Source organism: Brachybacterium sp. AOP43-C2-M15, from assembly GCF_052446295.1.
Lineage (GTDB): Bacteria > Actinomycetota > Actinomycetes > Actinomycetales > Dermabacteraceae > Brachybacterium.
Genome location: NZ_JBQSWB010000007.1, coordinates 90,250 through 103,289 on the forward strand (window position 1 = coordinate 90,250; position 13,040 = coordinate 103,289).

The 13,040-nt window shown below is 72.1% G+C and carries 13 protein-coding genes; 5 read left to right on the forward strand and 8 right to left on the reverse strand.

Annotation, left to right across the window (positions count from 1 at the left end):
- Positions 1-31 precede the first annotated feature (31 nt).
- Both ACT3SP_RS09265 and ACT3SP_RS09270 read left to right on the forward strand, forming a co-directional pair.
- Positions 32-358, forward strand: coding sequence for a GNAT family N-acetyltransferase (locus ACT3SP_RS09265; protein ID WP_444586992.1), 327 nt, complete (start codon positions 32-34; stop codon positions 356-358).
- A 34-nt stretch (positions 359-392) separates the two neighbouring features.
- Positions 393-902: a mycothiol transferase gene (locus ACT3SP_RS09270; protein ID WP_444586993.1), complete on the forward strand. Its 510-nt coding sequence runs from the start codon at positions 393-395 to the stop codon at positions 900-902.
- Here the strand turns inward: ACT3SP_RS09270 and ACT3SP_RS09275 are convergent.
- The 4 genes from ACT3SP_RS09275 to ACT3SP_RS09290 all read right to left on the reverse strand — a co-directional run bounded on the left by ACT3SP_RS09275 (position 890) and on the right by ACT3SP_RS09290 (position 4,762).
- Positions 890-2,317 (reverse strand): carbohydrate-binding domain-containing protein, encoded by a 1,428-nt coding sequence (locus tag ACT3SP_RS09275; RefSeq protein WP_444586994.1) that lies wholly within the window; start codon positions 2,315-2,317, stop codon positions 890-892. The genes ACT3SP_RS09270 and ACT3SP_RS09275 overlap by 13 nt on opposite strands.
- A 144-nt stretch (positions 2,318-2,461) precedes the next feature.
- Entirely contained in the window at positions 2,462-3,328 is an 867-nt protein-coding gene (locus ACT3SP_RS09280) for a VTC domain-containing protein (RefSeq protein WP_444586995.1), read from the reverse strand.
- Positions 3,325-3,957 (reverse strand): DUF4956 domain-containing protein, encoded by a 633-nt coding sequence (locus ACT3SP_RS09285; protein WP_444586996.1) that lies wholly within the window; start codon positions 3,955-3,957, stop codon positions 3,325-3,327. The genes ACT3SP_RS09280 and ACT3SP_RS09285 overlap by 4 nt, the downstream gene beginning before the upstream one ends.
- A 307-nt stretch (positions 3,958-4,264) precedes the next feature.
- The gene (locus tag ACT3SP_RS09290) at positions 4,265-4,762 is read right to left on the reverse strand and encodes a DoxX family protein (RefSeq protein ID WP_444586997.1); all 498 of its coding nucleotides are present in this window, start codon (positions 4,760-4,762) and stop codon (positions 4,265-4,267) included.
- Positions 4,763-4,977: 215 nt separating this feature from the next.
- Here ACT3SP_RS09290 and dnaB point away from each other — a divergent pair, with 215 nt between their 5' ends.
- Positions 4,978-6,354, forward strand: coding sequence for a replicative DNA helicase (gene dnaB, locus ACT3SP_RS09295; RefSeq protein WP_444586998.1), 1,377 nt, complete (start codon positions 4,978-4,980; stop codon positions 6,352-6,354).
- A gap of 156 nt (positions 6,355-6,510) precedes the next feature.
- On the opposite strand, the gene ACT3SP_RS09300 is transcribed toward dnaB, so the two are convergent.
- A complete protein-coding gene (locus ACT3SP_RS09300; RefSeq protein ID WP_444586999.1) occupies positions 6,511-6,987 on the reverse strand; it encodes an SRPBCC family protein in 477 nt (158 codons plus the stop codon).
- Positions 6,988-7,153: 166 nt separating this feature from the next.
- On the opposite strand from ACT3SP_RS09300, the gene ACT3SP_RS09305 reads away from it, so the two are divergent.
- Positions 7,154-7,492 (forward strand): DUF485 domain-containing protein, encoded by a 339-nt coding sequence (locus tag ACT3SP_RS09305; protein ID WP_444587000.1) that lies wholly within the window; start codon positions 7,154-7,156, stop codon positions 7,490-7,492.
- Positions 7,492-9,078, forward strand: coding sequence for a solute symporter family protein (locus tag ACT3SP_RS09310; RefSeq protein WP_444587001.1), 1,587 nt, complete (start codon positions 7,492-7,494; stop codon positions 9,076-9,078). Before ACT3SP_RS09305 ends, ACT3SP_RS09310 begins: the two co-directional genes overlap by 1 nt.
- A 65-nt stretch (positions 9,079-9,143) precedes the next feature.
- Here ACT3SP_RS09310 and ACT3SP_RS09315 read toward each other — a convergent pair whose 3' ends face one another.
- From ACT3SP_RS09315 to ACT3SP_RS09325, 3 genes are all read right to left on the reverse strand, one after another.
- A complete protein-coding gene (locus ACT3SP_RS09315) occupies positions 9,144-10,121 on the reverse strand; it encodes a hypothetical protein (protein WP_444587002.1) in 978 nt (325 codons plus the stop codon).
- Between the two features lie 31 nt (positions 10,122-10,152).
- The gene (locus ACT3SP_RS09320; protein ID WP_444587003.1) at positions 10,153-10,590 is read right to left on the reverse strand and encodes an OsmC family peroxiredoxin; all 438 of its coding nucleotides are present in this window, start codon (positions 10,588-10,590) and stop codon (positions 10,153-10,155) included.
- A 374-nt stretch (positions 10,591-10,964) separates the two neighbouring features.
- Entirely contained in the window at positions 10,965-12,902 is a 1,938-nt protein-coding gene (locus tag ACT3SP_RS09325; RefSeq protein ID WP_444587004.1) for a solute carrier family 23 protein, read from the reverse strand.
- Between the last annotated feature and the right edge of the window lie 138 nt (positions 12,903-13,040).

The following is a 13,040-nucleotide window of genomic DNA, read 5'->3' on the forward strand; positions in this document are numbered from 1 at the left end:
CGTGGACGCATCGGCCGGAAGGAGTCCGATGATGTCCATCGGCACCGAGGACCACGTGCACGGACCCGACGAGACGGTCGCCGTGCGGGACAACGCGGTGGCCGGCCGCTACGAGGCGGTCCGCTCCGGGGACGTCGTCGGCATCATGATCTACGAGCGCACCCGCCGCCGGATCGAGCTGATCCACACCGTCACCGACCCCGAGCACCGCGGCGAGGGCGTCGCCTCGGTGCTCGTGCGCACCGTCCTCGCCGAGGCCCGCGCCGCCGAGCTCGCCGTGCTCGTGATCTGCCCGTTCCTCGAGAGCTGGCTGCAGCGCCATCCGGAGCAGACCGACGGCCTCGTGCTCGAGGAGTGAGCCCTCTCGGAGCGGACGGAGTAGCGTCGGGCAGATGGACGCCCTCGACATCCTCCACGATCTGACCACCCGCCCCCGCGACGCCGCCGCGGCGCTGCGCACCGAGCTGAACCCCGTCACCCTCAACGCCCGCCCCGGCGGCCACGACAACTCCGTGGCCTGGCTGCTCTGGCACACCGGGCGCGAGGTCGACGTGCAGCTCGCGGACCTCTCCGGGACGCAGCAGGTGTGGCACGCCGGCAGCTACGCCGAGCGCTTCGATCTCGGCGAGGCCGGGGACGCGGTGGGCTACGGCCACACCCCGGAGCAGGCCCGACGGATCATCGTCGAGGACGGTGCCGGACTGCTGGAGTACGTCGATGCGACCCTCGCCGAGCTCGACGGGTATCTCGGCACGCTCACCGCGGACGACCTGGAGGAGATCGTCGATCCGCAGTGGGATCCGCCCGTCACCCGCGGAGCCCGCCTGGTGAGCATCCTCGACGACGCGATCCAGCACCTCGCCCAGGCCGCCTATGCGCTCGGGATGCCTCAGCCCTCCTGAACGCCCCCGGGCGGGGTGCCGCCCCGGCCGCCGCCACCGCCCATGCCCCCGTCGCCAGCCATGCCTCCGCCGCCGCCCATGCCTCCGCCGAGGTCCTCGGCGGAGGCGACCTCGGCGCCGTTCGCCGTGAGCGTCGCCCCGTCGAGGGTGATCTCGCCGTTGGCGTCCACGGGGGAGTCCCCGCCGTTGTCCGCGCTGCTGATGGTGATCTCTCCGCCGGTCAGGGAGATGGCGCCGTTGGAGTCGAGGCCGTCGGTGCCGGCGTCGATGGTGAGGGTGCCGCCGCTGACCGAGAGCAGCGAGCCGTCGTCCTCCTCGGAGCCGCCGCCCATCGGGCCCGCCTGCTCCTCCGTGGTCTCCGCCGTCCCCGCCTCGTCAGCGGCGTCGTCCTCCGCTGCCTCCTCGGCAGTGGTCGCGGCGGTGGCGTTCACGCCGTCGTCCGCGGCGGTGATGTCGAGGGAGCCGCCGTCGAGCAGGACGTCCTGCGCCTCGATCCCCTCCTCGGACCTGGTGATGGTCACCGAGCCGGCGGTGACCTGCACGGCCTGCTCGGCATCGATCCCGTCGTCCCCGGCATCGATCGTGAGGGTGCCGCCCTCGATCAGCACCCAGCCGCGGTCGGCGTCCTCGTAGTTGTCGGCCTTCAGCGCGTCGCCGCCGCTGCTCAGGTCCAGGGTGCCGTCCTGCACCAGCACGTAGTCCTTGCCCCGCACGGCGTCGTCCACCGCGGTCACGGTGAGGGTTCCCGAGGCGATCACCAGGCCGTCCTTGGTGGAGATGCCGTCGTTCGTGTTCCCGGTGACCTCGAGGGCGCCGGTGCCGGCGATGGTGACGTCCGCGGTGGAGGCGATCGCCGCGACGGGCGTCGAGTCGTCCTCGACGGTGTAGTCGGTGCCATCGGCCACGGTGTTCGTGGAGCCCTCGGCGAGGGAGAGCAGCACCTCGTCCGCGCTGGTGACCGCGATCGCGGGACCGCTGGAGCTGGTGATCGAGGCGCCGTCGAGGATGATCGTGACCTGCGCGTCCTCAGGGGCGGAGACCACCAGCCGCCCGTCGGCGAGCGCGCCGGAGACGCGGTACACGCCGCCGTCGGTGATGGTCACGGTCGAGCCGTCCACGCTCACCGCGTCGGAGTCCGAGCTGGAGCCGTCCTCGGCGAGGGTGATGGTCTGCTCCTCGGAGGCGTCCCAGCTGAGGTCGTCGTCGTCGAGATGGGTGTCGAGGTCGGCGAGGTCCAGGCTGCTCAGCAGCTCGTTGCTCACCCCGGCGACCTCTGCGGTGGAGGCGGCGGCCGAGCTGGCCGTGCTGCCGACGGCGCCGCTGCTGCAGGCGGCCAGGGCGATCGCCGCGGCTCCCGCGGCGAGGGTGAGGGAGGCGCGGCGGATGCGGCCGATGCGAGGGGTCGAGGCGTTCATGATGCTCCTTGGGTGGTGGATGTCGGGTGGTGGGTGAGTCCTGCGGTGGATGAGTCCTGTGGTGGGTGAGCGCGGCGGTGGGTGAGTCCTGCGGTGGGTGAGATCCGCGGTGGATGCGTTCGGCGGTCCGTGCTGCCGGGGCGCTCAGGCGGCGTGGGTCGCGACGGGGGAGGCGAGGTCCTCGTGCAGGGTGCGCACCGTGCGGTGCCACCGGTTGGTGGGCAGCTCCTCACGGGTCAGGGCCATCCCGGTCGCGTACTTCGACAGCCGGGTGGGGCGGTGGCCGAGCGCCCAGAGCAGGCGGTCGGCCGCGCTGGGCCGGGTGCCGGCCTTGGTCTCGACCACGGCCAGGCGGCGCAGGGCGCTCGCCGGGGCCGTGCGGGGGAGAGCGGCGGCGGGAGCGGGCGGAGCAGTGAGGGGGAGCGGGGCGGCGCGTGCGGGAGACGGGTCGCCGGGCACCGTCCACACGAGCTCGGTGTCGATCGTGAGGCGGGCGTCCTCGTCCTCCAGCAGCACGGTGGTGCGGGCGTAGCGGGTCCCGAGCACGGGCAGCAGCGGCTCGTCCGGGGCGGAGCAGCCCGCCTCGTGCAGCGCCTGCCGCACGAAGTCCGTCGCGGCGGGGTCCAGCGGTCCCTCCGGCCCCGGGCCGGTGCCCGCCTCCAGCGGGATCCGTGTCTTCGAGGACTCCCCGCGGCCCGTCGGGGTCTTCACCTCGAGGTAGGAGGCGCCGGTGTCGAGGTAGTCGCGGCGGCGCACCTTGAAGCGCCGACGCCGCTTCCCGGCCGCGCCGCGGAAGGCGAGCAGCTCGGGGGTGTCGTAGTAGGTCGAGGCGTAGGAGAAGGTGCGCCGTCCCTCGATCTCGAGGACCTGCAGCCGGCCCCCGAGGGTGTCCAGCACGGACCCGAGCGCGCCGAGGGGGACCAGGTACTTGCGGTCCGTGCGGGTCATCAGCCCGGCGCGGGCCGAGAGCTCCTCCAGGCCGATCGGGGGCAGATCCGCCAGGGAGGTCATCGCGTGCCCGCCAGGGAGGCGTCCCGCGCCGGCGCCCGGCCGGGTGCGCGGGTGGAGGCGGGCTCCGGGTCCGACGGGCGACGGGCGGGGCGGAGCCGGTACCGCACGTCCACCGTGGTGGTGTCGGAGACCAGGTCCAGCTCGCGCACGGTGAGCGCGGTGACGTCCGCCCCCAGCAGCTCCTCGAGGTATCCGGTCAGCGAGGCCTCGTCGCGCAGCGCCCGGTCCAGCACGATCACCTGGCGGCGGTGCGCGGCGAACAGCCCGGGGTGGTCGATCAGCGCCATCGTGGCCACGATGACCGCCATGAACACGATCGGCAGCACGCTCCCGGCGGAGGACAGCCCGCCCACCAACGCCAGCGCCAGGAAGGCGAAGTAGTAGGCGATCTCGTGCTGGGCGAGCTCGTCGGAGCGCAGGCGGATGATCGAGAGCACACCGAACAGGCCCAGCCCGATCCCGGCGGAGACCGCGGAGCCGGCCAGCAGCGCGGAGACCGCGAGCACGCCCACGTTGATCCCGAGGAACGCGACCACGAGGTCCCGTCGGCGGTGGCGCGGCCAGTAGACCGCGAAGGTCAGGATCGCCGCGGCGACGAGGTCCAGGGCGTACAGGGCGTAGGTGGGCATCGGAGTTCTCCTCAGGACGACAGCGGTTCTGGGAAGAACTCTCCGGCGCGACGCTGTGCGGAGGCTATGTCGGACCTGTCGCGCCGCGATGTGAGGCGGACCGGGCACGGCGGACCGGGTGATGCCCGGCGCGCGCTGCGCTGTCCGCGGCGGGGATCGGGCCGCCGCGACGGATGATGCGCAGCCCGGCGCGGATGCCGCGGCTGGGCGGCCATGGCGGGCCGTCCCGAGGCCGTGTGCCAGTGGTGCCAGTGGTGCCAGTGGTGCAGGACCTATGGGCACTGCACCACTGGTGCACGGCCGGGTGTCACGAGCCGGCGGACGGCGCGGGCGCCGCGGAGCTCGTCGCCTGCGAGGAGGCCGCGGTGCGGCGGCGCGCCCCGCGCTTCCGGCCGGGGCGGAGGCGGTCCAGCGAGAACCGGCCGGCTCCTGCGGCGGCCAGGACGAGGGCGCCCGCGCCGAGCGCGCCGACCAGCTCCCAGCCGCCGTCGTCGATGAACAGGCCCATCGGCAGGTGTGCGACCAGGGCCGCCACCAGCATGTCGGCGGCCAGCACGAGGCCGACGACGGAGGTCAGCGCCCCGAGCGCCAGCAGGATCCCGCCGACCAGCTCGATCCCGCCGATCAGGGGTCCGGTGATCTCCGGGGCCGGGATGCCCATGCCGCGGAAGCTCTCGCTCACGCCGGCGGGGCCGAACACGAACAGCTTCTGGTAGCCGTGGGCGGCGAAGATCGCGCCGAGGACCAGGCGTGCGAGAAGCAGGCCGAGATCGTGGACGGGGCCGAGGGTGCGAGCGGAAGCCATGGAGGGCCTTTCGTCGGAGGGTGAGGATCGTCGGAGATCACGGAGCGGCCACGGTAGATGAAGCGTCAATCAGGAGGGGAGGGAGGGGGTGCCGACGAGGCATGGATCACCGCAGGCGCCTCCGTCGGCCGGCGATCCCTCCTCCCCACCTGCCCGTCGTCCACCGGGGCGGTCGCGGGGCCCCGCCGGTGGGCGGGGGTTCCTACACTGGACCGGTGACATCCACCGAAGCCTTCGAAGCCGGACCCGACCGCGGCCTGGAGCGCACCCCGCCCCAGGACCTCGGCGCCGAGCGCGGCGTGCTGGGCGGCATGATGCTGTCCAAGGACGCGATCGCCGACGTCGTCGAGACCGTGCGCGGCCACGACTTCTACCGCCCCGCCCACGAGATGATCTTCGAGGCGATCATCGACCTGTACGGGCGCGGCGAGCCCGCGGACCTGGTCACCGTCTCCGACGAGCTCTCCAAGCGCGGCGAGCTGCAGCGGGTGGGCGGCGGCGCCTATCTCGCCGATCTCATCGACATGGTCCCCACCGCGGCGAACGCCGGCTACTACGCCGAGATCGTCGTCGAGCGCGCGCAGCTGCGCCGCCTGGTCGAGGCCGGCACCCGCATCGTCCAGCTCGGCTACGCCTCGGACGGCGGCGAGGTCGACGAGGTCATCAACGAGGCGCAGTCGCAGATCTACGCGGTCACCGAGCGCGGCCAGAGCGAGGACTTCCTGCCGCTGGGCGAGGTGATCGACGAGACGCTCAACGCGATCGAGGCCACCCAGAACCGCGGGGGCCAGGTCACCGGCGTGCCCACCGGCTTCGCCGAGCTCGACGAGCTCACCCAGGGCCTGCACGGCGGACAGATGATCATCTTCGCCGGCCGCCCCGCCATGGGCAAGACGACCCTCGGCATGGACGTGCTGCGCTCCGCCTCGATCCACAACGGCAAGACCTCGGTGATCTTCTCCCTGGAGATGGACAAGACCGAGATCACCATGCGCCTGCTCTCCGCGGAGGCGCAGGTGCCGATGAACCGCATGCGCGACGGGTCGATGGACGACCGGGACTGGCAGGCCATGGCCCGTGCCATGAGCCGGATCGGCGACGCGCCGCTGTTCATGGACGACTCGGCGAACATGTCGCTGATGGAGATCCGCGCGAAGTGCCGCCGGCTGAAGCAGAAGCACGACCTCTCGCTCGTGGTCATCGACTACCTGCAGCTGATGAGCTCGGGCAAGAAGGTCGAGTCCCGCCAGCAGGAGGTCTCGGAGTTCTCCCGTGCCCTGAAGCTGCTGGCCAAGGAGATCGACGTGCCGGTCATCGCGATCTCGCAGCTGAACCGTGGCAGCGAGCAGCGCACCGACAAGACCCCGATGATGAGCGACCTGCGCGAGTCCGGCTCGATCGAGCAGGACGCCGACGTCATCCTCCTGATCCACCGCGAGGACTACTACGAGAAGGAGTCCGCCCGCGCCGGGGAGGCGGACCTCATCGTGGCCAAGCACCGCAACGGCGCCACCAAGACGGTCCCGGTCGCCTTCGAGGGCCACTACTCGCGGTTCAAGGACATGGCCGGCGCCGGCGGCTTCAGCGGCTGACGGGGCGCGGGCTGCCTGGTCCCCAGGTGGCCGGTCCCCGGGCGGCCGGTGCCTGGGCGGCCGGTCCCCGGGCGGCCGGTGCCTGGGCGGCCGGTCCCCGGGCGGCCGGTGCCTGGGCGGCCGGTCGGGGCGCGCACGGGCCGACCGGCCCGCCGCTCAGCGCTCGCCCACGGCCGCCAGGATCTCGGGGTCCGCGCAGGCCGCGGCGAAGGCGTCGATGCGGGCGCGGATCTCCCTCCCGAGCAGCCACCGCCCGAGCGGCTCGGCGAGGACCCGCAGACCGCGAGGCCGGATGGTGAAGGTGTACTTCCACGCCGCCTCGGTGCCGCCGTCCGGGTGCGGGGTGAAGCGCCAGCCGCCGCCGAAAGTGTCGAAGAACCACGGCCCGTCCACCATCGTCATGCCCACGCTGGTGGGCGGCCGGTAGGAGACGTACCTGCTGACCATCGACGGTCCCAGGCGCGTCCTGGTGACGGTCCGCACGCCCTTGTCCGGAGCCGTCGCCCCGTCCAGGAAGTGCTGCTCGCGCAGGAACGCGTCCCAGCGCAGGCGCAGTGCACCGGTGGTCTGCGAGACCGCGAAGGCGACGTCGGGCTCGCAGGGAACGATCGCTCGCGCCGAGACCTGGGGCATGGGAGGAGTGTAGAGCCGGCAAACGGCTCCGTGCGGTGGCCACGACGGTCCTCGGAGGTCGAAACACTCCGAAACTTCTTGTGGCACCCATCACTTCTGCTAACGTCGTGCCGGTCTCGGCGTCCCCGGCCGAGACCCCGCAGTGCAGAACGAAGGAGTTGTGCTCGTGTCATCCCCTCCTCAGGACACCACCCCCACCCCCGAGCAGTTCGTCGCCGTCCAGCGGTCGGAGGAGTTCGGGAAGCTGCGGCGCAGCTTCCGCGGCTTCGCGATCCCGATGACCGTCGCCTTCCTGGTCTGGTACTTCGCATACGTCATCCTGTCCACCTACGCCGAGGGCCTGATGTCCACCCCGGTGTTCGGCAACCTCAACCTCGGCATCCTGTTCGGGCTCAGCCAGTTCGTCATGACCTTCCTGATCACCTGGCTGTACATCCGCCACGCGAACAAGTCGCTGGACCCGATCGCGTCGCAGCTGCGCGGCGAGCTGGAGGGTGATCTCTGATGGAGTTCGGCAACCCGATCCTGAACATCGCGATCTTCCTGGCCTTCGTGGTGGTGACCCTGGTGGTCGTCATCCGGGTCTCGAAGCAGAACACCACCGCCGGCGACTTCTACCATGGCGGCCGCGCCTTCTCCGGCCGTCAGAACGGCATCGCCATCGCCGGCGACTACCTCTCGGCCGCCTCGTTCCTCGGCATCGTCGGCGCCGTCGCCCTGTACGGCTACGACGGCCTGCTGTACTCCGTCGGCTTCCTGGTGGCCTGGCTGGTGGCGCTGCTGCTGGTCGCCGAGCCGCTGCGCAACACCGGCAAGTACACGATGGCGGACGTCCTCAGCTTCCGCATGAAGCAGCGCCCCGTGCGCACCGCCGCGGCGACCTCCACCCTCGCGGTCACCTTCTTCTACCTGCTCGCCCAGATGGCGGGCGCCGGCGCGCTGGTCTCGCTGCTCATCGGCATCGAGGGCCGCGTGGGTCAGTCCGTCGTGATCGCCGTGGTGGGCATCGTGATGATCGCCTACGTGCTGATCGGCGGCATGAAGGGCACCACCTGGGTGCAGATCATCAAGGCGGTGCTGCTGATCACCGCCGTCGGCGTCTCCACCGTGTGGATCCTGGCGCTGAACGGCTTCAACCTCTCCGCGGTGCTGGGCCAGGCGGTCGCCAACCACCCCGACGGCGACACCATCCTCGAGCCCATGCACCAGTACGGCACCTCGGGCGCCAGCAAGCTCGGCTTCGTCTCCCTCGCGATCGCGCTCGTGTTCGGCGCCGCCGGCCTGCCCCACGTGCTGATGCGGTTCTACACCGTGCCGACGGCGAAGGAGGCTCGCCGGTCGGTGGTCTGGGCGATCGCCCTGATCGGCTTCTTCTACCTGTGCACCCTCGTGCTCGGCTTCGCCGCCGCGTACATGGTGGGCGTCGACGTGATCGGCACCCTGCCCGGAGGCTCCAACGCGGCCGCGCCCGCGCTGGCCTACGCCCTCGGCGGCACCGTGCTGATGGGCATCATCTCCGCGGTGGCGTTCGCGACCATCCTCGCGGTGGTCGCGGGCCTGACCATCACCGCCTCGGCCTCCTTCGCGCACGACATCTACAACGGCGTGCTCAAGAACGGCGAGGCCGATCCGAAGAAGGAGGTGGCCGTCGCCCGGCGCACGGCGCTGGTGATCGGCGGCGTCTCGATCGTCGGCGGCATCCTCGCCGCCGAGCAGAACGTCGCCTTCCTGGTCTCGCTCGCCTTCGCGATCGCGGCCAGCGCGAACCTGCCCTCGATCCTCTACTCGCTGTACTGGAAGCGGTTCAACACTCGCGGCTCGGTGTGGAGCATCTACGGAGGCCTGATCAGCGCGATCGTGCTGATTCTGTTCTCCCCGGTGGTCTCCGGCGCCGACACGGCGATGTTCCCCGGGGTCGACTTCGCCTGGTTCCCGCTGACGAACCCCGCGATCGTCTCGGTGCCGCTGGGCTTCTTCCTGGGCTGGCTGGGCTCGGTGACCTCTCCGGAGGGCGACGAGCTCAAGCAGGCCGAGATGGAGGTGCGCTCAATGACCGGCGCCGGCTCCGAGAAGGCCACGGTCGCGCACTGAGCGACTGCTGGACGGCCAGCGGGCCGTCCGCCACCGATCCCGGCACGGCCCGGGCGGGGCCTCGCTCAGGCGAGGACGAGCCCCGACCCGGGCCGCGTCGCGCGGTCGTGCAGCTCGATGATCTGCTGCTCGACCGCGGTGGGCGCAGGGCCGGAGACCTCGAGCAGACGGCACACGGCGACGTCCTGCGAGGCGGCGTCGTAGCGGCGCACCCAGTCCCGGTGCACGGCGTCCTCCGCCGTGCGGGTCCCCAGCTGCTCGAAGCGGTCCATCCCCACCCGCCACGGCTTCGGGGTCAGCCGCGCCCGGTAGCTGTCGTGCACGCGGCACAGCAGCACGTACAGCCGATCGCTGCGCAGCTCCTCCATCAGCTCCCGGGCCCGGTCGCTCGACGGCTCGGCGCCGCTGCCGGAGATCAACAGGCGGAAGCCGCCCCGGGTGCGATAGGTGCGCACCCCCAGCTCGGGATGCCGTGCCGTGAACTCGTCGATGGTCCCGAGGATCCGGGCGTGCGCCTCGCCGCGCTCACCCGCCCCCTCCAGGCCGATGGCATCGGGATCAGCGGCATCGGGCTCCGCGCCGGCGGGCTCCGCGCCGGCGGGCTCCGCGCCGACGGGGCCCGCGCCGTCGGCCCCGCCGCCGAACAGACGCGTGAGCAGACCGGGCCGCTTCCGTGCCGCACGGGCGCGCCTCGTCGGCTCCGCCGGCAGATCGACGTCGCTGATCAGCAGGGCATCGGTGTTCAGCACCGCGGCGCCGTACCGATTGCGGGTGAGGGCCGCGACGAGGGCGCCGTCCGCGGCGCGGACCTCCTCGAGCAGCTCCTCGGGCAGTCGGCGCAGCGGGTAGTACTCGTGCCCGGAGGCGTGGAGCTGCTCGGGCCCTCCGGCCGCGATCAGCGCGTCGAGGCGCTCGCGGGCGTCGCGCCGCGCCTCCTCGACGGAGACGTCCGAGCAGCCGTGGATCGTCAGGGCGAAGGCTCCGGTGCCCGGGAAGCTGTGGGTCTCGTGGACGGTGGCCCAGTGGCGGGGGATCGGTCGCATGGCGGCACGCTACCCCGCCACCGGGAGTCTGTCAGGCGAGGGATGCGGTCAGCGAGATGTCCACGCCGGCCAGGGCCTTCGAGACCGGGCAGCTGCTCTTGGCCTCCTCCGCGATCCGCTGGAAGTCCGCGTCCTCGATCCCTTCGATGCGGGCGGTGACGCTCAGCGCGATGCCGGTGATCCCGCCCTCGCCGACGTTGAAGTCGACGGACGCGGAGGTGTCCACCGCCGTGGGCGGGGTGCCGTTCTCGGCCAGCATGTTGGAGAACTGCATCGAGTAGCAGGCGGCATGCGCGGCCCCGAGCAGCTCCTCCGGCGAGGTGGTGCCCTGCGCGGACTCCTCGGCGCGGGCCTTCCAGCTGAGGTCGAGGGTGCCCAGCTGCGAGGTCTCCAGGGTGGTGGTCCCGGAGCCGGAGAGCAGATCGCCCTTCCAGGCGGTGGAGGCGGTGGAGGTGACGGTGCGGGGCATGGTGACTCCTTCTGTGACGGGTCGCCCCCGCGCTCCGGCGAGGGCGCTCCCTGCCCACCGTAGTCCGGACGTCCAGTGGCCGCGAGGGGTCCCCGTCCTGCCCGCCCGTCCCCGCCCCGCGTCGCACCCGCCCCGCCCTCGCGCGCCGCACCCGCCCCGCCCTGCCCCCGCGCCGCACCCGCCCCGCCCTGCGTCGCGACGAAGATGGGGGAATGGGGGCGTGATTCCCCCAGTTTCGCAGCGCGCGCGGGGTGGGTGGGTGTGCTGAGGGGGTGGGCCAGCGTTGGTGTGGCGAACGTGGGGGAATGGGGGCGGGGTTCCCCCAGTTTCGCAGCGCTCGCTCGCGGGGAGGCGCGTGACCGGGGCGGGCGGCGCTACTGCAGCGACTCGAACTTGCGCACCCAGGCGGAGCCGACCGGGTTCGCGTCGGCGACCATGATCCCGAAACGGTCCCCGGCCACCTCGGCCACCTCGGTCAGCGCCACCCGGCGCTCGTGCTCGGGGGAGTGGTCCAGGCGCCGCACACCGTCCTCGATGATCTTCGCGAAGGAATCGGTGCGGCCCAGGAAGGCGACGAAGGGCATCGCGAACTTCTCCTGGTAGCGGGCGGAGAGGTCGCGGACCGCCTCGACGTCCTCCTCGGTGAGGTTCTCCAGCGCGAAGGAGCCCACGTCCTGGCTGATCGCGCCGGCCTGCTCCTCGTCGGCCGTGATCAGGGTGGCCATGTCCGGATAGCTGCGCACCAGGGAGTCCTGCTCGGAGCGGTCCGCGGTGAGCACCGCGTCCTCGATCGCCGCGCGCAGGGCCGGGGCGTCCTCGAAGGGCCGCGCCTCCCACGCCCGCTCGAGCGGCCAGGTGGCGCCGTTGAACAGCGAGCCGAAAGTGGACACGAAGGTCTCGCGGTCCATCTCGCCCACCTCGGAGATCCCGATCCGCTCGCCGGCGGCGGTGGTGGCGACCATCGAGCCGCGCTGGCCCCCGATGTGGAAGAACAGCAGGTTCAGCACGATCGCGGTGATCGCGCCGACGGTCACGCCGGAGGAGACGAACACCTGCGCCCAGGCCGGGAACACGCCGGCGATGTCGGGCTTGAAGCTCACCAGCATCGCCAGGCCCAGCGAGGTGCCCACGATCACCGAGTTGCGGTTGTCGGTCAGGTCCACCTTCGACAGGGTCTGGATGCCCACCAGCGCCACCGAGGCGAACAGAGCCAGCGAGGCGCCGCCCAGCACGGGGGCGGGGATCGCGGCGACCACGGCGCCGGCCTTGGGCAGCACGCCCAGCACGATCATGATCACGCCCGCCCCGGCGACCACCCAGCGGGACTTCACGCGGGTCAGGCGCACCAGGCCGATGTTCTGCGCGAAGCAGGTGTAGGGGAAGGAGTTCAGCACCCCGCCCAGCAGGGTGGACAGGCCGTCGGCCCGGATCGCCTGGGAGATGTTCTTCGGCCGGATCCGCTTGCCGACGATCTCCCCGGCGGCGAAGACGTCCCCGGTGGTCTCCACCATCGTGATCAGCATGACGATGATCATCGAGATGATCGCGGTGAGGGAGAAGGTGGGGATGCCGAAGTAGAAGGGGGTGGTGACCCCGAAGGCGGAGGCCTCGGTGACGCCGCTGAAGGAGGTGTCCCCCAGCAGCAGCGCCGCCGCGGTGCCGATCACCAGGCCCAGCAGCACCGCGATCGTGCCCAGGAACCCGCGGAAGAACCGCTGCACGAGCACGATGATCGCGAGGGTCCCCAGCGCGTAGACGATGTCCCGGCTCGCGGGGGTGCCCTCGGCGTAGTTGGTGATGTCCCCGGCGGAGACGCCCAGCAGGGTGATGCCCATCGTGGTCAGCACCGTGCCGATCACCACCGGCGGGAAGAACCGCAGGATCCTCGCGAAGTAGGGGGCGACCAGGAAGGTGAACAGGCCCGCCACGATGATCGAGCCGTAGATCATCGGCAGGCCCTCGGCGCCGCCGGCGCCCCCGGTCGCGGCCAGGCCGATCGCGATGATGGGGCTCACCGCGGTGGTGGTCACGCCCTGGATGATCGGCAGGCGCACGCCCACCTTCCAGAACCCCACCGACTGGATCAGGGTCGCGATGCCGCAGGTGAACAGGTCCGCGTTGATCAGGTGGATGGTCTGCTCGGCGGTCAGGCCCAGCCCGGAGGCGATCAGCAGCGGCACGATCACCGCGCCGGCGTAGAAGGCCAGCACGTGCTGCACGGACAGCACGGTGAGGCGCCCGGGCGGCGGCACCTGGTCGACGGGATGGCGGCGCGAGGCGGGCGCGGGAGCGGAGGAGGCGACGGTGGTCATGGACGTCCTAGAGGTCCGTCGAGCGGGGAGCTCTCGACGCGGGGAACGGGAGGGGCGGGATCGGGCCGCGCACCAGCGTAGGCCCCGCCGACGCCCTGAGGCGGCCGGGATCCCGCCCCGCGGACGTGACATCCGAGG

Coding starts and splice junctions, on each gene's coding strand:
- ACT3SP_RS09285 (WP_444586996.1), bottom strand. CDS start 3,957: ATGCCCACCTACGCCCTGTACGCCCTGGACCTCGTCGCCGCGGCGATC.
- ACT3SP_RS09315 (WP_444587002.1), bottom strand. CDS start 10,121: ATGCGACCGATCCCCCGCCACTGGGCCACCGTCCACGAGACCCACAGC.
- ACT3SP_RS09270 (WP_444586993.1), top strand. CDS start 393: ATGGACGCCCTCGACATCCTCCACGATCTGACCACCCGCCCCCGCGAC.
- ACT3SP_RS09265 (WP_444586992.1), top strand. CDS start 32: ATGTCCATCGGCACCGAGGACCACGTGCACGGACCCGACGAGACGGTC.
- ACT3SP_RS09290 (WP_444586997.1), bottom strand. CDS start 4,762: ATGGCTTCCGCTCGCACCCTCGGCCCCGTCCACGATCTCGGCCTGCTT.
- ACT3SP_RS09275 (WP_444586994.1), bottom strand. CDS start 2,317: ATGAACGCCTCGACCCCTCGCATCGGCCGCATCCGCCGCGCCTCCCTC.
- ACT3SP_RS09310 (WP_444587001.1), top strand. CDS start 7,492: ATGGAGTTCGGCAACCCGATCCTGAACATCGCGATCTTCCTGGCCTTC.
- ACT3SP_RS09280 (WP_444586995.1), bottom strand. CDS start 3,328: ATGACCTCCCTGGCGGATCTGCCCCCGATCGGCCTGGAGGAGCTCTCG.
- ACT3SP_RS09300 (WP_444586999.1), bottom strand. CDS start 6,987: ATGCCCCAGGTCTCGGCGCGAGCGATCGTTCCCTGCGAGCCCGACGTC.
- ACT3SP_RS09320 (WP_444587003.1), bottom strand. CDS start 10,590: ATGCCCCGCACCGTCACCTCCACCGCCTCCACCGCCTGGAAGGGCGAT.
- ACT3SP_RS09325 (WP_444587004.1), bottom strand. CDS start 12,902: ATGACCACCGTCGCCTCCTCCGCTCCCGCGCCCGCCTCGCGCCGCCAT.